At 68.9% G+C, this 23,682-nt stretch carries 29 protein-coding genes and 1 pseudogene; 23 read left to right on the forward strand and 7 right to left on the reverse strand.

Annotated elements, in window-relative coordinates:
- Positions 1-59 precede the first annotated feature (59 nt).
- The 3 genes from M1L60_RS02645 (at position 60) to M1L60_RS02655 (ending at position 2,219) form a co-directional block, all read left to right on the forward strand.
- Positions 60-653, forward strand: coding sequence for a TetR/AcrR family transcriptional regulator (locus tag M1L60_RS02645; protein ID WP_253235630.1), 594 nt, complete (start codon positions 60-62; stop codon positions 651-653).
- A 241-nt stretch (positions 654-894) separates the two neighbouring features.
- Complete coding sequence (locus M1L60_RS02650; protein WP_253235631.1) at positions 895-1,512, forward strand: hypothetical protein; 618 nt, start codon at positions 895-897, stop codon at positions 1,510-1,512.
- A 401-nt stretch (positions 1,513-1,913) separates the two neighbouring features.
- Positions 1,914-2,219, forward strand: coding sequence for a putative quinol monooxygenase (locus M1L60_RS02655; RefSeq protein WP_253235632.1), 306 nt, complete (start codon positions 1,914-1,916; stop codon positions 2,217-2,219).
- Here M1L60_RS02655 and M1L60_RS02660 read toward each other — a convergent pair.
- Positions 2,207-2,557, reverse strand: coding sequence for a winged helix-turn-helix transcriptional regulator (locus M1L60_RS02660; protein ID WP_253235633.1), 351 nt, complete (start codon positions 2,555-2,557; stop codon positions 2,207-2,209). The two genes, M1L60_RS02655 and M1L60_RS02660, sit on opposite strands and share 13 nt — an antisense overlap.
- Positions 2,558-2,609: 52 nt before the next feature.
- Between M1L60_RS02660 and M1L60_RS02665 the strand changes: the two genes are divergently transcribed.
- The 12 genes from M1L60_RS02665 (at position 2,610) to M1L60_RS02720 (ending at position 12,691) form a co-directional block, all read left to right on the forward strand.
- Positions 2,610-3,422 carry an alpha/beta hydrolase family protein gene (locus M1L60_RS02665; RefSeq protein ID WP_253235634.1) on the forward strand — a complete coding sequence of 271 codons (813 nt, stop codon included), beginning with the start codon at positions 2,610-2,612 and terminating at the stop codon, positions 3,420-3,422.
- A gap of 9 nt (positions 3,423-3,431) precedes the next feature.
- On the forward strand, positions 3,432-3,620 hold the full coding sequence (locus tag M1L60_RS02670; protein WP_253235635.1) for a hypothetical protein: 189 nt from the start codon (positions 3,432-3,434) through the stop codon (positions 3,618-3,620).
- 57 nt (positions 3,621-3,677) lie between these two features.
- Complete coding sequence (locus M1L60_RS02675) at positions 3,678-4,142, forward strand: VOC family protein (RefSeq protein ID WP_253235636.1); 465 nt, start codon at positions 3,678-3,680, stop codon at positions 4,140-4,142.
- Positions 4,143-4,161: 19 nt separating this feature from the next.
- A complete protein-coding gene (locus M1L60_RS02680; protein WP_253235637.1) occupies positions 4,162-4,659 on the forward strand; it encodes a pyridoxamine 5'-phosphate oxidase family protein in 498 nt (165 codons plus the stop codon).
- A 13-nt stretch (positions 4,660-4,672) separates the two neighbouring features.
- The gene (locus tag M1L60_RS02685; protein WP_253235638.1) at positions 4,673-5,083 is read left to right on the forward strand and encodes a YciI family protein; all 411 of its coding nucleotides are present in this window, start codon (positions 4,673-4,675) and stop codon (positions 5,081-5,083) included.
- Positions 5,080-6,228: an RNA polymerase sigma factor gene (locus M1L60_RS02690; RefSeq protein WP_253235639.1), complete on the forward strand. Its 1,149-nt coding sequence runs from the start codon at positions 5,080-5,082 to the stop codon at positions 6,226-6,228. Before M1L60_RS02685 ends, M1L60_RS02690 begins: the two co-directional genes overlap by 4 nt.
- A gap of 178 nt (positions 6,229-6,406) precedes the next feature.
- Positions 6,407-7,525 (forward strand): ABC transporter substrate-binding protein, encoded by a 1,119-nt coding sequence (locus tag M1L60_RS02695; protein ID WP_253235640.1) that lies wholly within the window; start codon positions 6,407-6,409, stop codon positions 7,523-7,525.
- A complete protein-coding gene (locus M1L60_RS02700) occupies positions 7,518-8,414 on the forward strand; it encodes an ABC transporter permease (RefSeq protein ID WP_253235641.1) in 897 nt (298 codons plus the stop codon). Before M1L60_RS02695 ends, M1L60_RS02700 begins: the two co-directional genes overlap by 8 nt.
- Before the next feature lie 73 nt (positions 8,415-8,487).
- A complete protein-coding gene (locus M1L60_RS02705) occupies positions 8,488-9,333 on the forward strand; it encodes an ABC transporter permease (RefSeq protein ID WP_253235642.1) in 846 nt (281 codons plus the stop codon).
- A gap of 127 nt (positions 9,334-9,460) precedes the next feature.
- Positions 9,461-10,480, forward strand: coding sequence for an ABC transporter ATP-binding protein (locus M1L60_RS02710; RefSeq protein WP_253235643.1), 1,020 nt, complete (start codon positions 9,461-9,463; stop codon positions 10,478-10,480).
- Between the two features lie 261 nt (positions 10,481-10,741).
- Positions 10,742-11,551: a M15 family metallopeptidase gene (locus M1L60_RS02715; protein WP_253235644.1), complete on the forward strand. Its 810-nt coding sequence runs from the start codon at positions 10,742-10,744 to the stop codon at positions 11,549-11,551.
- A gap of 87 nt (positions 11,552-11,638) precedes the next feature.
- On the forward strand, positions 11,639-12,691 hold the full coding sequence (locus tag M1L60_RS02720; protein WP_253235645.1) for a PDDEXK family nuclease: 1,053 nt from the start codon (positions 11,639-11,641) through the stop codon (positions 12,689-12,691).
- Positions 12,692-12,804: 113 nt separating this feature from the next.
- Here M1L60_RS02720 and M1L60_RS02725 read toward each other — a convergent pair whose 3' ends face one another.
- From M1L60_RS02725 to M1L60_RS02735, 3 genes are all read right to left on the reverse strand, one after another.
- The gene (locus tag M1L60_RS02725; protein ID WP_253235646.1) at positions 12,805-13,407 is read right to left on the reverse strand and encodes a hypothetical protein; all 603 of its coding nucleotides are present in this window, start codon (positions 13,405-13,407) and stop codon (positions 12,805-12,807) included.
- A gap of 105 nt (positions 13,408-13,512) precedes the next feature.
- Complete coding sequence (locus M1L60_RS02730; protein ID WP_253235647.1) at positions 13,513-14,226, reverse strand: hypothetical protein; 714 nt, start codon at positions 14,224-14,226, stop codon at positions 13,513-13,515.
- Positions 14,227-14,237: 11 nt separating this feature from the next.
- Positions 14,238-15,059: a signal peptidase I gene (locus M1L60_RS02735; RefSeq protein ID WP_253235648.1), complete on the reverse strand. Its 822-nt coding sequence runs from the start codon at positions 15,057-15,059 to the stop codon at positions 14,238-14,240.
- A 315-nt stretch (positions 15,060-15,374) separates the two neighbouring features.
- On the opposite strand from M1L60_RS02735, the gene M1L60_RS02740 reads away from it, so the two are divergent.
- Genes M1L60_RS02740 through M1L60_RS02755 form a run of 4 tightly spaced genes read left to right on the forward strand, consistent with a single transcriptional unit; the run spans position 15,375 to position 19,677 of the window.
- On the forward strand, positions 15,375-15,917 hold the full coding sequence (locus tag M1L60_RS02740) for a hypothetical protein (RefSeq protein WP_253235649.1): 543 nt from the start codon (positions 15,375-15,377) through the stop codon (positions 15,915-15,917).
- Entirely contained in the window at positions 15,904-16,812 is a 909-nt protein-coding gene (locus tag M1L60_RS02745) for a hypothetical protein (protein ID WP_253235650.1), read from the forward strand. The genes M1L60_RS02740 and M1L60_RS02745 overlap by 14 nt, the downstream gene beginning before the upstream one ends.
- Before the next feature lie 11 nt (positions 16,813-16,823).
- Entirely contained in the window at positions 16,824-17,354 is a 531-nt protein-coding gene (locus M1L60_RS02750; RefSeq protein ID WP_253235651.1) for a hypothetical protein, read from the forward strand.
- Positions 17,355-17,394: 40 nt separating this feature from the next.
- Complete coding sequence (locus tag M1L60_RS02755) at positions 17,395-19,677, forward strand: LamG domain-containing protein (protein WP_253235652.1); 2,283 nt, start codon at positions 17,395-17,397, stop codon at positions 19,675-19,677.
- Here the strand turns inward: M1L60_RS02755 and M1L60_RS02760 are convergent.
- Positions 19,671-19,916: a hypothetical protein gene (locus tag M1L60_RS02760; protein WP_253235965.1), complete on the reverse strand. Its 246-nt coding sequence runs from the start codon at positions 19,914-19,916 to the stop codon at positions 19,671-19,673. The genes M1L60_RS02755 and M1L60_RS02760 overlap by 7 nt on opposite strands.
- A 15-nt stretch (positions 19,917-19,931) precedes the next feature.
- On the opposite strand from M1L60_RS02760, the gene M1L60_RS02765 reads away from it, so the two are divergent.
- The 3 genes and pseudogenes from M1L60_RS02765 to M1L60_RS02775 all read left to right on the forward strand — a co-directional run bounded on the left by M1L60_RS02765 (position 19,932) and on the right by M1L60_RS02775 (position 21,390).
- Positions 19,932-20,672 (forward strand): aminoglycoside phosphotransferase family protein, encoded by a 741-nt coding sequence (locus tag M1L60_RS02765; protein WP_308208415.1) that lies wholly within the window; start codon positions 19,932-19,934, stop codon positions 20,670-20,672.
- Positions 20,673-20,774: 102 nt separating this feature from the next.
- Positions 20,775-20,984 (forward strand): annotated as a pseudogene (locus tag M1L60_RS02770) (SIP domain-containing protein); the annotation flags it as partial.
- 256 nt (positions 20,985-21,240) lie between these two features.
- A complete protein-coding gene (locus M1L60_RS02775) occupies positions 21,241-21,390 on the forward strand; it encodes a hypothetical protein (RefSeq protein WP_253235654.1) in 150 nt (49 codons plus the stop codon).
- On the opposite strand, the gene M1L60_RS02780 is transcribed toward M1L60_RS02775, so the two are convergent.
- The gene (locus M1L60_RS02780; RefSeq protein ID WP_253235655.1) at positions 21,387-22,145 is read right to left on the reverse strand and encodes a maleylpyruvate isomerase family mycothiol-dependent enzyme; all 759 of its coding nucleotides are present in this window, start codon (positions 22,143-22,145) and stop codon (positions 21,387-21,389) included. The two genes, M1L60_RS02775 and M1L60_RS02780, sit on opposite strands and share 4 nt — an antisense overlap.
- A gap of 27 nt (positions 22,146-22,172) precedes the next feature.
- Here M1L60_RS02780 and M1L60_RS02785 point away from each other — a divergent pair, with 27 nt between their 5' ends.
- Entirely contained in the window at positions 22,173-22,760 is a 588-nt protein-coding gene (locus tag M1L60_RS02785; protein WP_253235656.1) for an NAD(P)H-dependent oxidoreductase, read from the forward strand.
- Here the strand turns inward: M1L60_RS02785 and M1L60_RS02790 are convergent.
- Positions 22,729-23,682 carry a helix-turn-helix transcriptional regulator gene (locus tag M1L60_RS02790; protein WP_253235657.1) on the reverse strand — a complete coding sequence of 318 codons (954 nt, stop codon included), beginning with the start codon at positions 23,680-23,682 and terminating at the stop codon, positions 22,729-22,731. The two genes, M1L60_RS02785 and M1L60_RS02790, sit on opposite strands and share 32 nt — an antisense overlap.

Consider the following 23,682-nt stretch of genomic DNA (forward strand, 5'->3'; position numbering starts at 1 on the left):
TGCAGAATGTGACCGTAGCACTTCCGCACCGATCGGTGCACAACAGGTACGATGCAGAAGTGACTCAACTGGGCCGGCCGCGCGCCTTCGATGCTGACGAGGCGCTCGACAAGGCGATGGCCGTCTTCTGGCAGCAGGGCTACGAGGGCGCCAGCCTGACCGACCTGACCGAGGCCATGGGCATCTCCCGCAAGAGCATGTACGCGGCGTACGGCAACAAAGAGGACCTTTTCCGCAAGGTGCTGCAGCGCTACACCGACGGCCCGGCCTCCTACGTCGTCGACGCGCTGAACGCCCCGACGGCGCGCGAGGCGGCCACGGCTTTCCTGGCCGGCTCGGTGCGGGCCAACACCACGCCGGGCTGGCCCGCGGGCTGCCTGGGCGTGCAGGGCGCCCTGGCCGTGGGCGAAACCGGCCAGGTTGCCCACGACGTGCTGGCCGAGTGGCGTGCCCTGGGCCAGATGCACTTGCGCGACCGCTTCCGCCGCGCTGTCCGCGAGGGCGACCTGCCCGCCGACGCCGACCCGGATTTGATCGCCCGCTACATCATGACCCTCGCCAACGGCCTGGCCGTCCAGGCCTCCGGCGGCGCCACCCGCAAAGACCTCCAACGAGTAGCCGCCGCCGCCCTGCAAAACTGGCCCCCCGCGTAGCACAGCCAACCGCTCCATGGGCACATGTGCTCTACGTCCTCGCCGTGGTCAGAGTGGCATTCGGGACCGCGTCCGGTGGGTCTGCTCGCGTACCTATCCTGGCGCTGAGGGCTGCCTGTCGGCGCACGCCTTCACCGCTGTGCGGGCCGCATAGATCTGAGCTCATGGCGCCAACCGCATGTCTGCAGCACCGGAACGGTGGTAATTTCGTGGGCCCGAAGAGTGTGAAGGGGCCAGGTGTATGAAAAGAGCATTTGTTGGGCTTTCGACGCCGCTTGGATATGACTACCAAAATCCAATCCAGCCCAGGTCGGAAACTCGGCGCGATATTCCCAACCCGGTACTCGAGAATACCACTGGACTTCTTCTCTGCTATGACGAGATTTGGTTTCCGGAGCGAGAGTTCTGCCCGTTTGACATGCATGATCTACCCTATGTGAAATTTATCAGCGATGATCTGGTTCTACGTGACAGGGCCCAGGTGGCTCAAGAGCAGTTCAGGGAGATGGCGAGGGATGAGGAGCCTGCCCTGCTGGCCGCGGACAATTATGGTGAGAAAGTGGCTAGGCTCGTCGAAGCTGTGCCGTTCGAGCTTGCTTTTGATAATCATTCTCGGGGTGGTGGGCACTTCGGTATGGGCAACGCGGGTGACGGCGACCTGTTTCTTGAGGACTTGGGAATCGCCGCTGCGATGGACTTGGATCTCGACGTCGTCATGAGTAGTCGGTTCAAGCCGCATGTCGAACAGGAGGATGTGGTCACCTTACTGGGTTCACATCCATGGAAACTCGATGCGGCTGAACTGATTTCCGGAGTGAGAACAGTTGATTGGCTTGGGAAAAGGGTGCCTTTTTCATGAGTGGTTGCCTGCCGATCGCTCTGGTGGGTCGCTGGATGGGTGGTCGATGAGCTTCGTCGCCGGCATACGGGCCTCTGGGTGGAACGGCTCGAATGCGTTCGAAGACGGTCGTCGCTTTGTCTAGCCGGGTGCGGTCGGCTTCGGGTGGGACCTGGGCTCTGGGTGAAGGCGGTCAGCCCGGCGTAGGAGACCACGAGTAGACCGCCCAACCCGAAGATTGACGGAGCGGCCCAGTGCAGGGAATGGGTCCGCCGCAGTGCGTCGCTGCCCGGCAGGCGGGTCGCTCGCAGGAAACGGACGATCAGCCAGACTTACGCCGCAGCACCCACTACGGCCAGACACACCACCACCCATCGCAGCGCCATGCGTTCAATGTGTCAGTGGCGTGCCAGGATGATCCGGTGCCTTATGGATATGTCAACGCGATGAAGACCAAGCCCGGCCACCGCGACGAGGTCGCCGCCATTCTGACCGGTGGGGCGGACGGGCTGCGGGCGGCCGGCTGCCATCTGTACGTGGTGGGGCTGGACGCCTCCGACGACGTCACGATCTGGGTCAGTGAGGTCTGGGAGTCGAAGGAGCACCACGACGCCTCCCTGCAATTGCCGGAGACGCGGGCTGCGATCGGGCGGGCCATGCCCCTGCTGACCGGGGAGTTCAGCAGCCACGAGACGTCCGTGGTGGGTGGGTTGCTTCAGGCGTCGTAGGCGCGGCGGGACTGTTCGACCGCCGGCATGTTGGTGGCGCCCCACGTCGACAGCGTCGTGAACAGCGGTTCCAGGCTCGCGCCGAGTGCGGTGATCTCGTATTCGACGCGGGGTGGCACCTCGGCGTGGTACGTCCGGGCGACCAGGCCGTCGCGTTCGAGTTGGCGCAGGCGCTGGGTGAGCACCTTGGGACTGATGCCGGGGACGTGCCGTTCCAGGTCGCCGAAGCGTTGCCGGCCGCGTTCGTGCAGCGCCCACAGGATCGGCGTGGTCCAGCGGCTGAACAACACGTCGATCACGTCGGCGATCGGGCACGCCTCGGGGCCTCGCTCGTCCACGGCAATACTTTCCTCTAGGTACCTACTAACTTCACGATAGTAGCGTGCGGGCATGCTCATCTCGATCAAGCCCGTGGTGGTTCCGGCTCCCGGCCGGGCCACCCCTTTGCGCGTACGGATCTCCGGCCCCGCCGAAGGCCGTGACCTGCCGGTTGTCCTTTTCTCGCACGGCTTCGGCTCGTCCTTGGACGGCTACGGTCCCCTGGCCGACCACTGGTCCGATCATGGCTTCGTCGTCGTGCAGCCGACGCACCTCGACTCGCGCACGCTCGGCCTGCCGCTGACCCCGGACACATGGCGTACGCGGGTCGACGACCTTCGCCGGATCCTCGATCACCTCGACCTGGTCGAGGAAGTCCTCGGGCGCAGCCTCGATCGGGGACGGGTCGCCGTGGCCGGGCACTCGTTCGGCGGGCAGACGGCCGGCGTGCTGCTCGGCCTGCGGGTGCTCGGGGGCGCGAGCCAGCCCGATCCGCGGATCAGCCGGGGCGTCCTGCTGGCGACCGCCGGCCTGGGTGGGGACGACCTCACTGCGTACGCGCAATCGCAGTTCCCCTGGATGCAGCCGGACTTCACCGACCTGACCACGCCGGCCCTGGTCGTCGCGGGCGACCAGGACGACTCGCCGTTGTCGGTGCGCGGCCCCGACTGGCTGACCGACGCGTACCACCTCAGCCCGCCCCCGAAGACCCTGCTCACCGTGTTCGGCGCCGAGCATTCGCTGGGCGGCATCCCCGGCTACGAGGCGCGCGAGACCACCGACGAGAGCCCGCCCCGGGTCGCCCTGATCCAGCGTGTGACCACGGCCTACTTGCGCGGCGAGCCGCTCGTGACCGACGACCTGGGGCGTCTGGAATCCCGCTAGCCTGACCCGATGGACATCGAGCAGGAACGGCTGCTGCTGCTGGCCCGGCAACTGCGCGAGGCCGCGGCGGCCGCCGGGCGCACCGACGTCGTGGCCCAGGTCGACGAGGTGATCCTGCTGCTGGCGGGGGCGCAGCCGCAGGCGGGTGAGAGCAAGGGCAATGTCGTCCTGCGGATTCTCGACGGTTTGGGCTTCTGAGCTGTCGAGAAGCGGACGACGGCTCCGTCCCCGGGTCACAGAGTGAGGAGATCTGACATGGCGATCAAGCGGATGGACAACGTCCTCATCGTGGTCGAGGACCTGGACGCCGTCATCGCGTTCTTCGTCGAGCTCGGCCTGGAGCTGGAAGGGCGCGGCCCGGCCGAGGGGCGGTGGGTCGAGCGGGTCATCGCGGTCGACGACGTCAAGCAGGACATCGCGATGTTGCGGATCCCGGGCCAGCCGGGAGGTGTGGAGCTGGCGCAGTTCCACCAGCCGAAGCCGGTCGCGCCCGAGCCGCGGATCGCGCCGGCCAACACGCTGGGCATCCGGCGGGTGATGTTCGCGGTCGACGACGTCGAGGACGTGATCGTCCGGCTGCGCGACCGGCACGGCGCCGAACTGGTCGGCGAGCTGGTGAACTTCGAGGACACGTACCGACTCTGCTACCTGCGCGGGCCGGAAGGGATCATCGTCGGGCTCGCGCAGGAAATTTCCGCCGATGCTGTCGAGAACGGGTGAGCGGCTCCGTCCCCGGTTCATGGAACAGACGGAGATCACCGAGATCCTCAACCGGCCGTACGCCCGGGAACTGCTCGGCCGCGACCTGACGCGCCTGGCCTATGTGGCCGCGGACGGGACGCCGCGCGCCGTGCCGATCGCGTTCACGTGGAACGGGGCGCAGATCGTCCTGTGCACCACGCGGAACTCGCCGAAGCTGCCCTCGCTGCGGCGGAATCCGCAGGTCGCGCTGACCATCGACACCGAGGTGCACCCGCCCAAGATCCTGCTGATCCGGGGGCGGGCCGAGCTCGACGACGTCGACGGCATTCCCGAGGAGTACCTGCAGATGAACGGCAGCTACCGGATGAGCGCCGAGCAGCGGGTCGAGTGGGAGGCCGAGGTGCGGTCGCTGTACGACGGCATGGTCCGCATCGTGATCACGCCGACCTGGGTCAAGCTGATCGACTTCGAGACCACGCTGCCCAGCGCGGTCGAGGAACTCGTGCGGCAGCGCGCCGAGCGTCAGAACGCCTGAGAGGATCACCGACATGGCCAAGTATTTGCTGCTCAAGCACTATCGAGGCGCCCCCGCCCCGCAGAACGACGTGCCGATGGACCGGTGGACGCCGGACGAGTTGACCGCGCACATCCAGTACATGGACGACTTCGCCGACCGGCTGCGGGACACCGGGGAGTTCGTCGACAGCCGGGGCCTCACGCCGCAGGGCACCTTCGTGCGGTCCGACGGCGTGGGCCGGCCGCCGGTGACCGACGGCCCGTTCCTCGAGACCAAAGACCTGATCGCCGGCTGGATGATCATCGACGTCGAGACGTACGAGCGGGCTCTGGACCTGGCGGCCGAGCTCTCCGAGGCGCCGGGCGCGGGCGGGAAGCCGATCCGGGAGTGGCTCGAGCTGCGGCCGTTGCTGGCCGAGCGCGCACCGACGACGACCGAGTGAACGAGTCCCTGCTCCGGGAGCTGGTGCCCGCGGTGATCGGCGTCCTCGTCCGGCGCGGGGCCGACTTCGCCGCGGCCGAGGACGCCGTGCAGGAGGCCCTGATCCGGGCTCTCGGCGCGTGGCCCGACGATCCGCCCCGCGATCCGAAGGGTTGGCTGGTCGCGGCGGCGTGGCGCAAGTTTCTGGACGCCACCCGGGCCGAGACGTCGCGGCGCGGGCGTGAGCTGGCGGTCGATCGGGAACCGCCGCCCGGTCCGGCCACGACCGCCGACGACTCGTTGTGGCTGTACTTCCTGTGCGCGCATCCGTCGTTGCCGCCCGGGTCGGCCGTGGCGCTGACGTTGCGCGCGGTCGGGGGCCTGACCACGCGCCAGATCGCGGCCGCCCACCTGGTTCCCGAGGCGACCATGGCCCAGCGCATCAGCCGGGCCAAGCGGCAGCTGGCCGGGCTGCCGCTCGACCGGCCGGGCGATCCCGCCACCGTGCTGCGTGTGCTCTACCTGGTCTTCAACGAGGGGTACGGCGGTGACGTCGACCTGGCGGCCGAGGCGCTGCGGCTCACCCGTCAGCTGGCCGCGGTCACCGACGATCCCGAGGTCGCGGGGCTGCTGGCGCTGATGCTGTTGCATCATGCGCGCCGGGCCTCGCGGACGGGGGCGGCGGGCCGGCTCGTGCCGCTGGCCGAACAGGACCGTTCCCGCTGGGACACCGGGCTCATCGCCGAGGGCGTCGGCATCCTGCAGGGCGCGCTGGCCCGCGATCGGCTCGGCGAGTATCAGGCCCAGGCCGCCATCGCCGCCCTGCACGCCGACGCCCCGAGCACGGGCGAGACCGACTGGGTGCAGATTGTCGAATGGTACGACGAACTGCTGAAAATCAACGACAGCCCCGTCGTACGGCTGAACCGGGCCGTCGCGGTGGGCGAGGCCGACGGTCCGCAGGCCGGCCTGGCCGCACTGAGCACGGTGGACCCCGGGTTGCCCCGGCACACCGCCGTCCACGCCTACCTGCTGGAACGCGCCGGCGACCTGGGCCGGGCGGCCGACCTGTACGCCGAGGCCGCCCACGCCGCGGCCAGTGCGGCCGAACGCGACCACCTCACCCGCGAGGCGGCCCGGGTACGAGTCCGGATCAACGAGCTATAGGCATCGATCGGCATCGGGTTTACGATCACGGCAACGGCTGGGAGCGGGACCGGAAAGTCCGCCTGATCAGCGGAAAAGTGTTGCCGGGCGGTTGCTTTGCCGACGCCTGCTGTCCAGGGAGCACTTTCATGATCACCCAGCGCGTATCGGCCCGGTGCGCGCAGAGGGAGGAACAACGGTGCGTCCATTCACCCGCACGATCGCCGTCACTGTGGCGGCCACCACCATAGCCGCGATCACGGCCTGCTCGCCGCCCGAGAAGGAGTCCGAGTCCTCGGGTTCCAGCGCGGCCGGTGCGACCAGCGCGGCCGACCTGGGCGGGCTCGACAAGCTGGTCGAGGCGGCCAAGGCCGAGGGCCAGCTCAACGTCATCGCCCTGCCGCCGAACTGGGCGAACTACGGCGAGATCATCAAGACCTTCGGTGACAAGTACGGGATCAAGGTCAACTCGGCTCAGCCCGACGGCTCGAGCCAGGACGAGATCAACGCGGCCAACCAGCTCAAGGGCCAGGACGGCGCGCCCGACGTGTTCGACCTGGGCGCCACGGTCGCGACGGCCAATGTGGCCATGTTCGCGCCGTACAAGGTCGAGAAACACAGCGAGATCCCGGACAACCTCAAGGACGCCAACGGCGCCTGGACGAACGACTACGGCGGCTACATGTCGGTCGGCTACGACAGCGCCAAGGTGCCCGCCCCGACCAGCCTCGACGACCTGCTCAAGCCCGAGTACAAGGGCAAGGTCGCGCTCAACGGCGACCCGACCCAGGCCGGTTCCGCGTTCGGCGCCGTGCAGGCGGCCTCGCTGGCCAAGGGCGGCACGGTCGAGGACATCAAGCCCGGCGTCGACTTCTTCGGCCAGCTCAAGAAGGCCGGCAACCTGCTGCCGGTCGACCCCGACTCGGCCACCATCCAGTCCGGTCAGACCCCGGTCGTGTTCGACTGGGACTACCTGAACGCGGCCGAGGCGACCAAGCTCAAGACCTGGAAGACCTTCGTGCCCAACGGCGCGGTCCTCGGCTCGTACTACGTGCAGGCCATCAACAAGGACGCCCCGCACCCGGCCGCCGCGCGGCTGTGGCAGGAGTTCCTGTACTCCGACGAGGGCCAGAACCTGTGGCTGAAGGGTGGCGCCCGTCCGGTGCGGGCCGACGCCATGGCCAAGGCGGGCACGATCGACAAGACCGCGTTCGACGCGCTGCCGAAGATCGAGGGCAGCCCGGTGATCCCGACCGAGGCCCAGAACACCAAGGCCAAGGAGATCCTGGCGTCGGACTGGGCCAAGGCCATTGGCTGAGATCGTCGCGGACGTCCCGCAGCGTGCGACCACCCGGTCGCGCCTGCGGGGCGTCACCGCCCTGCTCGGCACGGTGCCGTTCTTCGCCTACGTGACGATCTTCCTGGTCATCCCGACGCTGGTCGTGGTGATCGGCGCGTTCGCGGGCTCGGGCGGGGTGACTCTGGAGAACGTCAAGGCACTCGGTAGCTCGTACATCTTGGAAGCTTTCGGCCGAAGCATCGCGCTCTCGCTCCTGAGCGCGCTGATCGGCGCGGTGCTCGGAGCCCTGCTGGCGTACGCCTTGGTGACCGCGAAACCCGACGGCATCCTGCGCCGGGTGGTGACCGCGGCGGCCGGCGTGCTCGCTCAGTTCGGCGGGGTCACGCTCGCGTTCGCTTTCCTGGCGACGATCGGCCTGTCCGGTTTCTTGACCGTTTGGTTGCGCGACACCTTCGATGTGGACATTTTCAGTGGCGGAGTCTGGCTGTTCGAGCTGCCGGGGCTCACGCTCGTCTACACGTACTTCCAGATCCCGCTCATGGTGATCGTGTTCCTGCCCGCGCTGGACGGCATCCGTCCCCAGTGGCGCGAGGCGACCGAGAGCCTGGGCGGCACGACCTGGCAGTACTGGACCCGCGTGGCCGGGCCGCTGCTCGCGCCGGCTTTCCTCGGCTCGTTCCTGCTGTTGTTCGCCAACAGCTTTTCCGCGTACGCCACCGCGGCCGCCCTGGTCAGCCAGGGTTCCCCGCTGATCCCGTTGCAGATCCGGGGCGCGCTCACCAGTGAGGTGCTGCTCGGCCAGCAGAACGTCGGCAAGGCCATGGCGCTCGGCATGGTCGTGGTCGTGTCGGTCGTGATGGCGCTGTACACCCTGCTGCAGAAACGGACGTCCAAATGGCTGGGGTGATCGCTCGCCGCACATGCACGCGGCGCGCATGTAACTGCACGTTTCCGATCGTTCAGCCGAGATGGACCCGCACATGGCCGGAGTGATCGCTCGTCGCGCGCGCAGGCAACGCGCGTTCCGCTGGACGGTTCTGATCGTTCTCGGCGTTTTCTTCGTGCTGCCGTTCATCGCGATGATCGAGTTCTCGACGCGCGACTCGACGACATGGCCGGCGTTGTTCAACTGGCCGGAGCTGAGCGAGCGGTATCCGGCGCTGGCCGAGGGCATCACCGCGTCGTTGTTGCAGGCGGCGCTGACCGCCCTGCTGATGCTCGTACTGCTCGTACCGACGGCCGTTTGGGTTCGTTTGCGCCTGCCCCGGTTGCGTCGGCTGATCGAATTCCTGTGTCTGCTGCCGTTGACGATCCCGGCCATCGTGCTGGTGGTGGGGCTGGCGCCGGTCTACGCCTGGGTCACGTACTTCCTGGGCGGCTCGTCGCTGACGCTCGTCTTCGCGTACACCATTCTGGTTCTGCCCTATGCCTATCGCGCGATCGACGCCGGCTTGTCGGCCATCGACGTCAAGACGCTGGCCGAAGCTGCGCGTTCGCTCGGCGCGAGCTGGGCGACGGTGATGTGGCGGGTCGTGCTGCCGAACATCCGCTCGGCCGTGCTGTCGGCGGCGTTCCTGAGCGTGGCCCTGGTGCTGGGCGAGTTCACCATCGCGTCGCTCCTCAACCGCACGAACCTGCAGGTCGCGATCAACTTCCTGGGCAAGAGCAGCGCCACCATGTCGGTGGCGGTGTCGCTCACGGCGTTGCTGCTGGCCTTCGTCCTGCTGCTTCTGCTGTCCCTGCTGGGCGGCCGCCGCCGTTCCGGCTCGACCGTCGACACAGTCGCTACTGCTGCACCGGTCGCCACCAAGGAGCCGGCCGCATGACCGGCGCCGTCGTTTTCTCGTTCGTTCTCTCCGTTGCTTTACGCGTCTCTTTGCCTGTCGCTTTACACGTCTCTTTGCCTGTCGCTTTACGCGTCGCTTTTCCCGTCGCCTCGAAGGAGCTCGTCGCATGACCGGCGTCGCCGTACAACTCAACGGGCTGCGCCGGACGTTCGGCACCGTGCACGCCCTCGACAACCTGGACCTCGCGATCGAGCCGGGCGAGTTCGTCGCGCTGCTCGGGCCATCCGGGTGCGGCAAGACGACGGCGCTGCGGGTGCTGGCCGGGCTCGAGGATGCCGACAGCGGGCAGGTGCTCGTAGGCGGCCAGGACGTGACCGCCCTGCCGGCGAACCGGCGCGACATGGGCATGGTCTTCCAGGCGTACAGCTTGTTCCCGCATCTGACCGCCCTGGCCAACGTGACGTTCGGTTTGTCGCTGCGCGGCCGGTCCAAGTCGCTCAACCGCGCAAAAGAGATGCTCGAACTTGTCGGTATCGCTCAGTTCGCCGAACGTTATCCACATCAGCTGAGCGGCGGACAGCAGCAGCGGGTCGCACTGGCCCGCGCCCTGGCCATCGAACCGAGCGTGCTGCTGCTGGACGAGCCACTGTCGGCCCTCGACGCCAAGGTGCGCGTGCAGCTGCGCGACGAGATCCGCCGCATCCAGACCGAGGTCGGCACGACGACGCTGTTCGTCACGCACGACCAGGAGGAGGCGCTCGCGGTGGCCGACCGGGTCGGGGTCATGCGGGCCGGGAAGCTCGAGCAGCTGGCCGCCCCGGCCGACATCTACCTGACGCCGGCCACGCCGTTCGTGGCCGAGTTCGTCGGGTTGAGCAACCGCCTGCCCGGCCGAGTAGTAGGGCAAGAGGTAGAAGTACTGGGTACGCGGCTGCCGCTGCTCGCACCGGCCACGTCGACCACGGTCACGGCCCTCGTACGCCCGGAGTCCGTGCAGGTCACGCCGGAGACGGACGGCAACGGCAAGGTGCTGACGACCAGCTTCCTGGGCCCGATCAGCAAGGTCACCATCACGGTCGGCGAGGTGCTGGTGGTGGCCCAGGTCGCCACCGACCGGCTGGCATCCCTGGCCCCCGGCACGGCCGTCCGCGTGACCCTGCAACCTGTACCCGTCGCCATCGCTTGAAGCCCAGCGCCGCCGCTTGAGCCCGGCACAGCCGTTGAGCCCGGCACCACCGCTTGAAGCCCAGCGCCGCCACTTGGTGCCTGGCGCCGCGACTTGGAGCCCGGCGCCAGGCACGTGGAGCCCGGGGCCACCGCTTTACTCCCGGCCCACGTCATGACGCAGGCCGGCGTCGTGGCGTCGGACGGGCTCGCGCGGGGCAATTGCGGGCAAGTTTCACGTTTTCCTGCGACACGCCCGGGACGGTTCGTACGGTCTGTACCCGTGCCGAAGAGACTCCCTGCCGCCGCCCTGTCCGCCCTGCTGACCGCGCTGTTCCTGGTCCCCACCCAGGCCGCGTCGGCCCGACCCGCAGGCCGGGCAGCGGCGGTGTGGCACGTGGTCCGCCCCGACGAGACGCTGAGCTACATCGGCGCCCGCTACGGCATCAGCGCCCGCAACCTGGCCGCCTGGAACCAGCTCCCCCTGAACAACCCGATCCAGCCCGACGCCGTCCTACGCCTGAACGAGCCGCCCACGTTGCTACCCCCGTTCCAGTCCAAGATCCTCCCGGTGACCGCGGGCGAGGTGAACTGGAAGCCAGGATGCCCGGTCATCCCCGGCAACCTGCGCAAACTCTGGGTGTCCTACATAGACTTCAACGGCACCTACCACGTGGGCAGCGTGGTCGTCCGCTACGACGTGGCAAGACGAGCCCAGCAGATCTTCCGCATCCTCTACAACTGGCGCTTCCGCATCATGGCAATGGCCCCCATGCGTGTAAACATGCCCCAACAACGCAACATGGCCGTGGTGACCGCCGGCTACGTGTGCCGCCCAGTAGGCGGAACCAAAACCTGGTCCGAACATGCCACCGGCACAGCCATAGACATCAACCCGTTCCAAAACCCGATGCTGCGCGGCAGTTCCCTCTCCCCAGCCAACAGCGCCTTCTACCTGAACCGCAGCCAGTACCTGATCGGCATGATCCACCGAGAGGGCGCCGCCCGAGCCTTCCTCTGGAACGGCTTCCACTGGGGCGGCCGCTGGACCAGCCTGAAGGACTACATGCACTTCAGCCTGACCAACCGCTGAGGGGACCCGGGCAGCGCTCTTGCTTCATCGCTCAGCCTGCAGTGGGGCCGGCTTCCGTCGGAGCTTCCGGGTCGGCAGGATGTACGGATGCCGTTGTTCGAAATGACTACTGATCAGTTGGTCGAGGTTCCGTCGACCACGTTCGCTGCCGAGCAGATCCTCGAGCGCGCTGATCTCCAACGGCTGCTCCGGGCGAAGCTCGACATGATCGTTGATGACGTTTTGGTCGTTTCCGAGGAGTTCGGGGCCTTCGCCGACGCCCGTCGCCGTGTCGACCTGCTCGGGGTGGACCGCACGGGACACATCGTGGTCATCGAGTTGAAGCGCACCACCGACGGCGGCCACCTCGAACTGCAAGCGTTGCGGTACGCCGCGATGGTCTCGGTCATGACCTTCGACGACTTGGTCGAACATTACGAGCTGTTCCTGGCGAGGGTGGAGCCTGACGCGGTCGAAGACGCGCGCATCCGCCTGGCCGAGTTCCTCGAGGACGTCGGCGGTGAGGAAGCGATCCTGAGCCGGGAGGTTCGGGTCGTGCTCGTCGCGGCCGGCTTCGATCGGGAAATCACCACGACAGTGCTATGGCTCGACGACGTCTACGGACTCGACGTGCGATGCGTTCGGCTGACCCCGTACAAGGTCGACGGCCGGCTCTTGCTCGATGTTCAACAGGTCATCCCCCTGCCGGAGGCGAGTCAACTCACCGTCCAGCTGCGGCGCCGCCAGACCCAAGCACGAGCAGCTGGTTCCGACAACCGGGACTGGACTCCGTACGAGATCATCACACCGGCCGGACGCAGCGAGCCTCTACGCAAACGCCGAGCGGTGCTGGCCATGGTCACTGCCCTGCACCAAGCAGGCGTGCCGGCCGCAGACCTGGCTACAGCAATTCCACGGTCCCGGTTCTTGCCCGTCAACGGGACACTGACCGGCGAGGCACTGGCGGAAGCCTTCATGAGCGCCTACCCCGGATCCCGCAAACGGCTCGGTCGATGGTTCATCGACGCGCCCCTGCACGACAACGACAAGACGTGGGTGGTGTCGAAGATGTGGGGCACCAACACCGAACCCGTACTCGAACGGCTCTTGACCCTGGCCCCAGCGGACGGCTACGGCTACGAACCCGTATCCGACAACTGACTCGGGCCACGCCGCACACGTGTCGACGTCATGAGCACCGGCTACGCAGGGGCGGGGCGGACGTCACCGAGCGGTTCCGGGTACGTTAGGGAGCGAGATCAGGTCTGAGCGGGTCAGCGTTGGGCTTCCCAGCGGGCTGTGAACGAGGTGGATTGGGATTGGGCGGCGTCGTTGCTCTGGACTATCCACTCCAGTTTCCAGGTTCGGGTTGTATTGGTGGTGGCTGACCAGTTTCCTACGCCGGTGGCCCAGGTGTTGTGGGCGCCGATGAAGGCGTCCAAGGTCTGCGACGCTGCTCGCATGCCGCTGGTGTTGTAGAGGGTGCTGGTGGGGTTGAAGTCGCTGCAGTCGGTGTTGCTTCCGGTGCCGATCTGGAGGCGGAAGACCATGTACGAGCCCAGCGTTCCGGTCACCGACGGGACATACATCTGGACGGTTGCGGGAAGCGTTCCTGTGTATGTCGTGATGACGCAGGCGATGGCTGTGCTCCCGGGAATCGCATTCGGCACCGTGAACAACTGGCCACCCAAGGGCACAGTTCCGGAAAGTACGACCGTGCCGCTGGACACGGTGTTGCCGGTGTTCGACGTCGTGTCGGTGAAGCGGGCGTTCGCCGGGTACAGGTGAGCCGCCGCTGCTGCAAGCGCCGTAGCGGCGGCGTACCAGCGCAGGCGTCGCCAGAGGCGGTGCTGCGGCCGGCGGGAATGTCTGCCCACGGCTCCCGGCCTCCTCCCTGCTCTGTTCGGCAGGCAGGCGGGATGCGCTGAACGCCAATCGGCTCCGGCGACGTGAGTCACCGGAGCCGATTAGCTAGTCGTCGATTACTGCTGCGCCTCCCAGGTGACGCCGAACTTGATGCCGTCACCCTGAGCGGCGTTGGGCGCCGAGCTCAGGAACGTGTAGGTGAACCGGTAGGAACGCCACTTGCCCGGCGGAATGTTGGCCACGCTGATTCCGTTGCCCCAGGCGTTGTTGGAGTCGAGCAGAGACTTCAAGTTGGTGCCCGCCGCTACCGGCCCCGCCGCCGCTACGCCCACCTTGTCGGTGTAGCCGGCGCCCAAACAGGTGCTACCGGGATCGGTGCCCTGCTCGGGACCCTCCTCGACATACAGCGTGCTGTTGTCGTCCATCGCCGGGTACGCGCCGACCGTGGTGACCCAGGGCACGTAGCTGCCGCCGGCGCCCTCGCGCTCCTGCGCCACGGCGGTCGGCAGGTACATCTTGGTCGTGGTGGGCGTCATCGTTCCGACGTTCGAGATGCTGATGCAGACCGGGGTGGAGACAAAGCCCGGGGCGACCGCCGTGTTCACCGCCGGGTCGAACATCGCGGTGGCGTTCAGGCGGTTGTCGGTGATGTCGAGTGTGCCGGCGCCGATGGTGTTGCCGTTGTTGGTGGTGGTGTCGGTGAAGGCTGCGTGCGAGGACGACCACACGATGCCGGCGCAGGCGACCAGGCCCGCGGCCGTGGCTACTCCGCGGCCCAGGCGGCGCTTCGTGCCGGCCGTGGACACTGCCTTGTTGATGATCCCCCGCATGTGTTTCCCCTTCATCGTTCCCCCGTGGAAACCGCTGCGGCGGCTTCACAGGTCCAGTTCGGCGGAACGGTTGAAGGGTTCGAGTAGCGGAGCAGTGCACTTGAGTTGCTAACAAGTTCGCTGGTCGGGAGGCGGCTGAATCGGTACCAATCGGCGTCGACGGGGCTGTTCAGGATGCGGGCCGGGTCGGTCGGGGCCGCGTGCCGGACGCGGTAGACGTCGGCGTCCACGGGGCGGTTCAACACCTTCGCGGGATCCGTAAGTGGAATCGGTTTGTCGCCCGAATCGCCGGGCGTGGGGCGCCAGAGCAGAAGAGCCATCAAGAGGACGCCGGCCGCGCCCACGGGCAGATAGTGCCCCTGCCGGATCCACAGATAGGGCAGCCCGATCCACGGAATGCGCATGCGGGGAACGCCGACCAGGTTCGCCATCGGGACCGGGGTCGTGTCGGCCGTCTGGTTGGCGTCGCCCTTGGTGATCATCCGGCCTGCGTCGTCGAGGCGGAGCACGCGGTGCATGAGGAGTTCGTCAGGGCGGGCGGGGTCGTTGACCAGCACCACCGTGCCGGGCGCGATCTTGTCGGGGGGTGGGGCGGCCGAGACCACGTCGCCCGGATGGATCTTGGGCATCATCGAGCCGGAGACCACGACAGTGGATTTCCACCCCACCAGAACCGGTGCTACCGACACCGCCAGCAGGCCCAGGACGCAGACGATGAACGCGTCGCGGAAGTCGAGCACGAGCCAGCGGGCCCGCGACCGGGCGCGGTGCGTCAGCGGCCGGTCGTCGGCGGGTTGTGAATGCTTGCCCACGGCGCCCTCCACGTGTCCCATCGGCCTTCCGCTGAGACGACTGAGCGCGACTTCTCATCCTCGCCCTCGGCGGAACCGATTAGGCGGCGGTCACCGATCGGGGGAGGGGAGACATGGGAGCCAGACGCTTTCCGGCCGCCCTTTCGGCCACCGTCGCGGCATCCGGAGTCCTTCTGTTCACGGCGCTGGGCGACGACGATTCCGCGCCCGAGTTGGCCCGCATGTCGTTGGCCGGCGCTGACAGCGGTTCCGCGCTTTTCACCGCGCGCCAACTCGTCCCGGGACATGCCGTCAGCAACTGCCTTCCCATTGTCAACGGCAACACCGCCGACCAGCGTGTTCGACGGGCCCCTGACCGGCCTGGCCGCGAGCGGCACCGGGATCTCCACCGGCTGGGCGCCGGCCGCGGGCGAGACCCGCACCTACCGGCTCACCGTCGAGGTCGCCGACAACAACGCATTGCAGCACACCCGCGGCAGCGGCACCCTCACCTGGGTGCGCGGCTCGGGCCCGGTGACGCCCGAGCCGCCCCTCGACGCGGACGGACGGAGGCTGGACCAGCCGGCCGGGCAGCGTACGCAAGCACCTGGCTTTTTCGACGCGCAGTCGTCGGGCGATTCGCCGGAGCTGAACCCGGGGCGCCCCGGCGGAAGCTCGAGCGGAGCGATGCCGGCCGACAGCTGGGCCGCGATGGCCCGGAAGGTGGTTGGCATCGCCCTCGACCTGGTCGGCGCGACCGCCAAGCACCCCGGGTACCTCGTGGCCTCCGTGGGCTTCATGTGGCTCTTCCTGTTCGCCGCGGACCGGTCTGAGAAGAAGCGCGGCCCCTACCTGCGGTTTCCCCCCGACGACGAGGACGGCGAGCGTGCCCTGGATTAACGACCCGATCCGGCGCGCGCTGGGCGGCCGGGTGATCCTGACCTTGGTGGTGCTCGGCCTGTGGTGGCACAGCGACCCGCCGTACGGCAGCACCTCGACCTGGCTCGGCTGGGCCCTGGCCTGGCCGGTGATCACCGCGCTGACGCTCGTCATCCCTCGCGCCGGAACATTCGCGCTGCTCGGCGACGGGCTGCTGCTCGGCGCGGCGGCCTGGGCCATGGGCGGCCTGCTGAGCGCGACGGGCTTCCTGATCATTCTGCACGCCGTCGCGGTCACGCTGTTCGTGTCGTACCGCACCGGCGTACGCCTCGCGTTCTGGCACGGCCTCGTCGCCATGCTGCTCATCAACGCGGTCACGCTCGGTCTGCTCGCGGACAACGGGTCGTGGACGTGGTCGGGTGCCTGGCCGTTCTTCGTGGTGCTCTGGGTCGCGGTGCTCAGTGCGGCCTGTTGCGCGGCCATGCGCATGCCGGGAACGGTGATGCCGAATGAGCCGGCCGCGGCGGTGGCGGCGCTGGCCGAATTCGGAATGGGCGAGCTCTCGGGCCGGCGGGCGGCGGTTCTCGCGTACGGAAATGGATCCGGACTGACGGCGCTGATCGACGCCAACGGCAAAAGGCATTTCGACCGTACGGGCCCGGAAAGCGAGCCGGGGCCGCAGTCAGCCGTCCGTCGCGCCCGGGAGTCGGGCTATCTGCTATTGCGAGAGCTTGACGACCGTACGGACGAATGGTTCGCCTCGGCCCTGCCGGGCGCACGAAATGTGGTGGTCGTGCCGCTCGCCCCCGGACGCATGCTGGGTGCGCTGGTCGTCGAGGTCGGCGGCGACCGGGTCGAGCGCCGCGCGGTCGAGAACGTCACGCGGGCCGCGCAAACCGTGGGAGCGGCGCGATGAGGCGCAAGATCGTGGCCGCCGCCGGGCTGGTGATGAGCGCCGGAATGGTGTGGCAGGCCAGTTATGCGACGTTCGACGACAGCATCACCAATCCGGGCAACAGTTGGGAAACCGGTGCGGTGACACTGACCGACAATGCGAATGGCGCGGCGCTGTTCGCCGGCTACGGCACGAATTTGCCGCCGGGGACCGCGCCGTCGAGATGCATCGAGGTCACGTACGGGGGTGATGTGACGGCCGACGTCCGGCTCTATCTGGCCCGGCTCGACGACTACGGCCAGGAATTGGACACGTTGCTGACGATGAAAGTCGAGCTGGGGTCGGGCTCGTCGTGCGCGTCACCCGGCACGTGGACACCGATTTTCAACACCACTCTGCGGGCCATGCCGGGCGATTGGGCATCCGGTCTGGGGCTGTGGGCACCCGATGGTTCGGCGAAAGAGACGCATCCTTATCGGTTCACGCCGGCCATTGCGGCCGACAATGCCGTGCAGGGCGACCGGGTCTCGGCCGACTTCGTGTGGGAGGCCCGCAGCCGCTGAGGCCGCTCAGTTTCATGCTGGTTGCGCCGAAGTGAGAACTATGCGGGCGAAGCGATGGGGGATCGCCCTGTCGGCGGCGGTCGTCAGCCTGATCGCCGCGGTGTTCCTGTTGCCGGAGTCGTCGGCCACCTTCACCTCCGCGGTGAACGCGTCGCCGACGGTCGCGGCCTCGGCCACCTTTCCCGGCCGGCCCAAACTGATCAGCGACAAGGGTCCGGTGTTCTATCACCGGATGGAGGAGCCGCAAGCTCCGCCGTCGACGACGGTGGTCGATGCGATGTCCTCGAGCACGGGCGCCTACAGTTCGGCGCCGACCGGGCCCTCGACGTGGTGGCGGTTCGACGAGGCGGCCGGGGCGACCTCGTTCAGCGATGTCTCCGGGGCGGCCGACACCGCCTCGGCCGGCGGCACGGTGACTACGGGCGGCGCCGGACCGATGGGCGGCGCCGTCACCTTGGGCAACGGAAGTTACCTCACGTCGGCCGGGTCACCGTTCCGGGCCGACCGCAGCTTCACGATGTCGGTCTGGGTCAATATCGGAACCGCGGTGCCGACGAGCACCCGCCTGGCTGTGGTCAGCATGACCGGGGGATCCATCAGTACGCCCAACGACCGCAGCGACGCCATGATCATCGCCGAGACGCCGGCCAACTGCGGGTCCGCGAGTCCCTGCTGGGCTTTCGTCATGGCCGGGAACCCGCAGAACACGGCGGTCGCCTTCGACAGCGTTCGCAGCACCACCCCGGTGGCAGCCAGCACCTGGGTTCACCTCACGGCCGTCTTCGACGGGACGGTCATGAGCCTGTACGTCAACGGGTCGCCGGAAGGCGGCACCAAGGCGCACACGATTCCCGCGAGCGCCTCCACCAATGCTGCTCTGAGTGTGGGCCGCTACCGGGACGTCTCGTGGCTGGGCGGGACGAACGGGACGGCCCAGATCGGCGAGACCCGGACCTGGCGCCGGAACCTGTCCGCGACCGAGGTCACCGAGCTCGCGGTGCGACCCACCGCCCGGTACGCGTTCAACGAGGCCGCCGGCACCAGCACGACCTATACGACGGCGGTCAACAGCACCGGGGCTCCGGGCGCGGTCAGCCGGTCGGCGCCCCTCACCACCAGCAATGGCGCGGTACTTTCGGCCGGGCGCGAGGGGAACGCCTTCAACTCCGTCTCTGCTGGGGGTTACCTGACCGGCCCGGGCGCGCAGCTCGTTTCCACCAACAGTTTCACCGTCTCGGCGTGGGTGAAACTCACCGACGGCGGGATCGACCGGACCTTCTTCTCGGCGAACTATGGAGCAGGCACCGTCTTCAGCGTCGGCTACAGCCAATTCAGCAAAAGGTGGGTGATGGGTGTCCTGACCGGTCTGCCTACCGTGACCGCGACGGCCGACGTGACTGCGGCTGTGCTGAATCAATGGGTGCATCTTGTCGCCGCATACGACAAGAACAACAACCTTCTCCGTCTGTTCGTCGATGGGGTTGCCCAATCCACGGTGTCCCTCGGCATCTATTCGCCCTGGAATTCCGACGACGTCGTTGTGGTCGGCGGGAAGAGGGCGTTGGGGATCATCACCGAGCCCTGGCCGGGGCAGGTCGACGACCTGCGCATCTACAACGGCTATCCGCTCAACGGGACGCCCGCTGTCACCGCCGGCGCGATGCAGACCTTCGTCAACCAGCTGAATCCCAGCCTCTCGGCCCAGACACCGGGCGGGCTGCAGGGCAGCACCAAGACCGGTCATGCCGGAACAACAGCGGTGGCGTTCGGCGGCACCAGCAACGGCTACAACAACAAGTACGCGGGGACGTCGGCCACGGCCGCCTTCACCGTCGAGTGCCTGATCAAGGTCGCCCCCGGCCAGAGCGGCGTCATCGCGGGCTTCACCTCCACGGCCACCACCGGTCTCGGCGGCACCAGCAGCGACCGGCTGCTCTACGTCGACACCGCGGGCAAAGTACGTTTCGGCGTGCTGCAGGCCGGCAACGCCGTCACCGTCGCGAGCACTGCCAGCGTCGACGACGGCGCCTGGCACCACATCACGGCCGGCTTGGGCCCGGTCACCGGCGCCGGCACCGCGCTCGCCGCCGGCGGCCTCCGGCTCTCCCTGGACGGCACCGTCAGCTCGAACAACGCGGTGACCGGGGCCGCCGCCGCGAACGGCGTCTGGCGGTGGGGCGGAGCCCCGTTCCTGCCCCTCTCCACCGTCTGGACGGCCGCCCCCTCGAACCCGTATCTGACCGGCACGATCGACGAGTTCGCCGTCTACGACAAACAACTGACCGACCAGGACGACCTCTGGCGCGTCTACGGCAACTACTGACCGGGTGTGGCTGATTCGGCGCCGACCTCGGCCACGTCCCACACCACCGACCGCACGCCGGGCCGCTCGACCGCGCCCTGATCGAGCATGGCCCGGTGATAGCGGCGTGCGTTGGCCTCGTCGGGGAAGATGGCGCGGTGAGTGAGATTCCGGATCTGGGACCCGTGCCGCAGCGCATCGAGGTCGATGTGGAGTTGGTGCGGCGGCTTGTCGGCGAGCAGTTCCCGCAGTGGGCTCACCGTCCGATTGAGCCGGTGGCCCAAGGGGGCTGGGACAACCGGACCTTTCACCTCGGCCCCGACATGCTGGTGCGGCTGCCCAGCGCGGCCGAGTACGCGCTGGCCGTCGACAAGGAGCACCGGTGGCTCCCGATCCTCGCCGACCAGCTGCCCCTGCCGATTCCGGTTCCGCTGGGCAGAGGGGAGCCCGACGCCGGCTACCCCTACCCGTGGTCCGTCTACCGGTGGCTCGACGGCGAGACGGCCACTCGTGAGCGCGTCGGCGACCCGGTGCGTTTCGCGGAAGACCTGGCCGATTTCCTGCTGGCTCTGCAGCGTGTCGACGCCACCGACGGCCCGGGGCCCGGGCTGCACAACTGGTTCCGGGGCGGCACCCTGCGCACCTACGAGAAGCTGCTCGAGGAGGAGCTCCCGGGCCGCGTCGATGCCGGGCCGATCCGCGAGATCTGGGCCGCTGCGCTCGACGCCCGCTGGGACGGCCCGGACCGCTGGTTCCACGGCGACATCGCCCAGGGCAACCTGCTGCTGACCGGCGGCCGCCTGACCGCGGTCATCGACTTCGGCACCTGCGGGGTCGGCGACCCGGCCTGCGATCTCGCGATCGCCTGGACGTTGCTGACCGGGGACGGGCGCGAAGCCTTCCGTGAGCGGCTATCCGTGGATGACGCCATGTGGGCGCGCGGCCGCGGCTGGGCTCTCTGGAAGGCGCTGGCCACGGAGGACGAGCCAGTCCTGGCCGAGATCTTGCGGGCGTAACTAGACGGCGCGCAGGAGCAACCCCGGCCGCGGCGGCGCACCTAGCCTGGCGTCGTAGCCGACCAGCCGAAGGACCGCCGTGCCCCGTCGCATCCGCCCGCGGCGGTCCAGGCCGCGGACTGGGGCGACGCGACGACCTACGCCTGGGTCGCCGGGGAGCAGTCGGTGGTCCGCGACCTGCGGCGTCACCTCGTCGAGGAGCGTGGCTTCCCCAAGGCTCACATCGACTTCGTCGGCTACTGGAAGCACACCGAAAGAGTGGCACTGGACTCGTGGACGGGGGCGCCTTCGACGGCTGCTGCCACGTCGTGATCCACAGCGACGTGGCCGGGGCGGTGGCCGGCGCCCTGACCGAGGCCGACCCGAGGGTGCGTGACGATCGTGGCGCGGCCGGCTCAGGCCGCCTGGCTGGCCGACGACCTGGCCCGGACGCTCGTGGATCCGGGCCGGCGCGAACGGGTCACGGTGGCCGGGGACGGCGAGGACGCCGACGCCGTGCTGCTCGTCGAGAGGCTGGCCCTGCACGCCGACGCCGCCGCGGTGGGCCTGCTGCGTCAGGTGCTGATGGATGAGCCGCACGGTGACCGAGGCCGCCGCCAAACGCGGCCAGGTGGCCACCACGATCACCGGCGTCGCCGGCACGACCCAGCAGGCCGCAGCCGGCCTGCTGAAGCTGGCCGACGACCTGACGGCCCTCGTCGGAGCGTTCCGCTACTAGAACCCCGGGAAGGCCGCCCGCAGCTGGTCGAGGGTGACGTTGCCGGTCACCCGCACCGTGGCCGGGGTGTGCTCGGGGCCGAGCCGGCCGACCAGCAGGCGCAGGCCTGCCTCGAGCGGGCCCTCGAAGGTGGCCGTGGCCGGGACGGCGTCGGTGGTCAGCCGGGAGTTGTCGCCCAGCACGACCCGGTACGGGGTGCCGGCGAGGTCGATGACGGCCGGCTCGCCGGCCAGGTCGGGCTTGGCGATGAACCCGAGCAGGAAGCCCAGCCCGCCGCTGAGGTGCTCGGCCAGCAGCGGCGCCGAGGAGTCGGTGAGCCCGGCCGCCGGGTCGGTGCCGACCCGGATGTCCCAGCTGTGGAAGGCCACCTCGTTGAGGCGCAGCCCGGCGATCGAGGCCAGCGGGATCGGCTCGGGCAGGAAACCCGGGTTGAGTGTGAGCGTCTCGCGCTGCTCCGGGGTCAGGGCCTCGAACGCGGCCACGAGCTTCTCGTCCGACTCGCGCCAGCCGGCCGCCTGCTCCTCGGGCGACATGGCGTCCCAGCGGTCCCAGACGCTCCGGTTGAAGTCCGGTCCGGATTCGCCGCCCAGGCCGGCCCGGGCGATCTCGGCCCCGCTGCCCAGGTGCGAGAAGACCTGGGCCACGGTCCAGTCCGATGCGCCCGACGGCGAACCCAGCCGGTCGGACGAGAAGGCGACGAGGCCGTCGTGCTCGGCCCGCAGAGCCGCGATGCCGCGGTCAGCCAGAGATGTCATGATCGCCATCCTGGCACAGTGGGCCCGGTGACTCTCGTACACATCGTCTACGCGCATCCGGCCCCGCTGAGCTTCACCCGCGACGTCTTCGACGCCTTCCGCCGCGGGCTGAGCGAGGCCGGGCACACCGCCACCGTCTCCGACCTCTGCGCGATGGGCTTCCGGGCCGAGATGAGCCTCGAGGAGTACGAGCGCGAGTCGGCCTATGCGGCCGACCGGCCCGTGGCCCCGGACGTGCGGGCCGAGCAGCAGAAGCTGCTCGCGGCCGACGTCTGGGCGTTCTTCTACCCGATGTGGTGGGCCGACTGCCCGGCCATCCTCAAGGGATGGTTCGACCGGGTGTGGACGGCCGGTTTCGCCCACCGGGCCGACCCGCCGGTCCGGGTGCGCCGGGCGCTGGTCTGCTGCACCGCCGGCTACGAGGCCGGCGAGCTCGAACGCAGCGGTGTCCTGGCCGCCATGCGCACGACGATGCTCACCGACCGTATCGGCGACCGGGCCGAGACGGCCGAGCTGCTGGTGCTGGGCGGCACGGCACCGGAGATCCGGGAGACCCATCTGCGTACGGCGTTCGAGGCCGGCCTCAATCCGGGCGGTTCCCGGCCCAGTCGGTGAGGCGGGCGGCGTACTGCTCGATCTCGGTTCGTAGTTCGGGTGGGGTCAGGACGGTGAACGGGTGGCCGAGGCCGGCCAGCATCTGGGCCATGCCTTCGAGGCGTTCGGCGCGGCAGGTGAGCAGCAGGCCGCGGTCGGTCTCGGTCAGCTCGGCCACACTGGCCGGCACGCGCCGGCGTACCTCGGAGATCGAGGCCTGCAGCAGCACTTCGACCGGCCATCGGTAGTCGCGGCGGGCCCACTGCTGGTTGAGGTGGGCCACCGCGTCGAAGCCGGGCGGCGGTTCGAAAGTCACGCTCGTCGGGCGGGTGGCGGTGATCCGGTCGGCCCGGAACGAGCGGATCTCGCCGCTGCGGTGGTCCAGGCCCACGGCGTACCACCGGCTCGAGTGGAAGACGAGGCCGTACGGGTCGAGGTCGCGGTCGCCCGAGTCGCCGTACGTGATCGTCAGGCGTTGGTGCGACCGGGTCGCCGCGCCCAGGGCGAGCAGGATCCGCGACTCCGGGTTGTCCTGGCCGCCGGCCGCGGCCCGGGTGAAGCCGAGCGCCGACCGCAGCCCGGCCAGCCGGTCGGCCAGATCCGCCGGGAGCACGCGATTGATCTTCGCTTCGGCCGCCTCGGCCGCCGGGGTCTCGGCCGACAGCCCGATCTGGCGGGCTGCGATCAGGCCCAGGACGACGGCCACTGCCTCGTCGCCGGTCAGCATCAGCGGCGGCAGCCGGAAGCCGGGGGAGAGGCGATAACCGCCGTACCGGCCCCGCTCGGCGGTGACCGGGATGCCCAGGTCGGTCAGGGTGGTCGCGTAGCGCCGGACGGTCCGCTCGTCGACGCCGAGCCGGCGGGCCAGGTCGCCCACGGTCAGGCGGCGGTGGGCCTGCAGCAGTTCGAGCATCGCGAGCACGCGGGACGCGGGATGAGCCAT

The organism is Paractinoplanes aksuensis, assembly GCF_024137025.1.
In the GTDB taxonomy this organism is placed as follows: domain Bacteria; phylum Actinomycetota; class Actinomycetes; order Mycobacteriales; family Micromonosporaceae; genus Actinoplanes; species Actinoplanes aksuensis.

What these genes read in the sequence shown, in the direction of transcription:
- M1L60_RS02650 (WP_253235631.1), top strand. Translation starts at nt 895, where the DNA reads ATGAAAAGAGCATTTGTTGGGCTTTCGACGCCGCTTGGATATGACTAC.
- M1L60_RS02665 (WP_253235634.1), top strand. Translation starts at nt 2,610, where the DNA reads ATGCTCATCTCGATCAAGCCCGTGGTGGTTCCGGCTCCCGGCCGGGCC.
- M1L60_RS02670 (WP_253235635.1), top strand. Translation starts at nt 3,432, where the DNA reads ATGGACATCGAGCAGGAACGGCTGCTGCTGCTGGCCCGGCAACTGCGC.
- M1L60_RS02675 (WP_253235636.1), top strand. Translation starts at nt 3,678, where the DNA reads ATGGCGATCAAGCGGATGGACAACGTCCTCATCGTGGTCGAGGACCTG.
- M1L60_RS02680 (WP_253235637.1), top strand. Translation starts at nt 4,162, where the DNA reads ATGGAACAGACGGAGATCACCGAGATCCTCAACCGGCCGTACGCCCGG.
- M1L60_RS02685 (WP_253235638.1), top strand. Translation starts at nt 4,673, where the DNA reads ATGGCCAAGTATTTGCTGCTCAAGCACTATCGAGGCGCCCCCGCCCCG.
- M1L60_RS02705 (WP_253235642.1), top strand. Translation starts at nt 8,488, where the DNA reads ATGGCCGGAGTGATCGCTCGTCGCGCGCGCAGGCAACGCGCGTTCCGC.
- M1L60_RS02710 (WP_253235643.1), top strand. Translation starts at nt 9,461, where the DNA reads ATGACCGGCGTCGCCGTACAACTCAACGGGCTGCGCCGGACGTTCGGC.
- M1L60_RS02720 (WP_253235645.1), top strand. Translation starts at nt 11,639, where the DNA reads ATGCCGTTGTTCGAAATGACTACTGATCAGTTGGTCGAGGTTCCGTCG.
- M1L60_RS02730 (WP_253235647.1), bottom strand. Translation starts at nt 14,226, where the DNA reads ATGCGGGGGATCATCAACAAGGCAGTGTCCACGGCCGGCACGAAGCGC.
- M1L60_RS02735 (WP_253235648.1), bottom strand. Translation starts at nt 15,059, where the DNA reads ATGGGACACGTGGAGGGCGCCGTGGGCAAGCATTCACAACCCGCCGAC.
- M1L60_RS02755 (WP_253235652.1), top strand. Translation starts at nt 17,395, where the DNA reads ATGCGGGCGAAGCGATGGGGGATCGCCCTGTCGGCGGCGGTCGTCAGC.
- M1L60_RS02775 (WP_253235654.1), top strand. Translation starts at nt 21,241, where the DNA reads ATGAGCCGCACGGTGACCGAGGCCGCCGCCAAACGCGGCCAGGTGGCC.
- M1L60_RS02780 (WP_253235655.1), bottom strand. Translation starts at nt 22,145, where the DNA reads ATGACATCTCTGGCTGACCGCGGCATCGCGGCTCTGCGGGCCGAGCAC.
- M1L60_RS02790 (WP_253235657.1), bottom strand. Translation starts at nt 23,682, where the DNA reads ATGGCTCATCCCGCGTCCCGCGTGCTCGCGATGCTCGAACTGCTGCAG.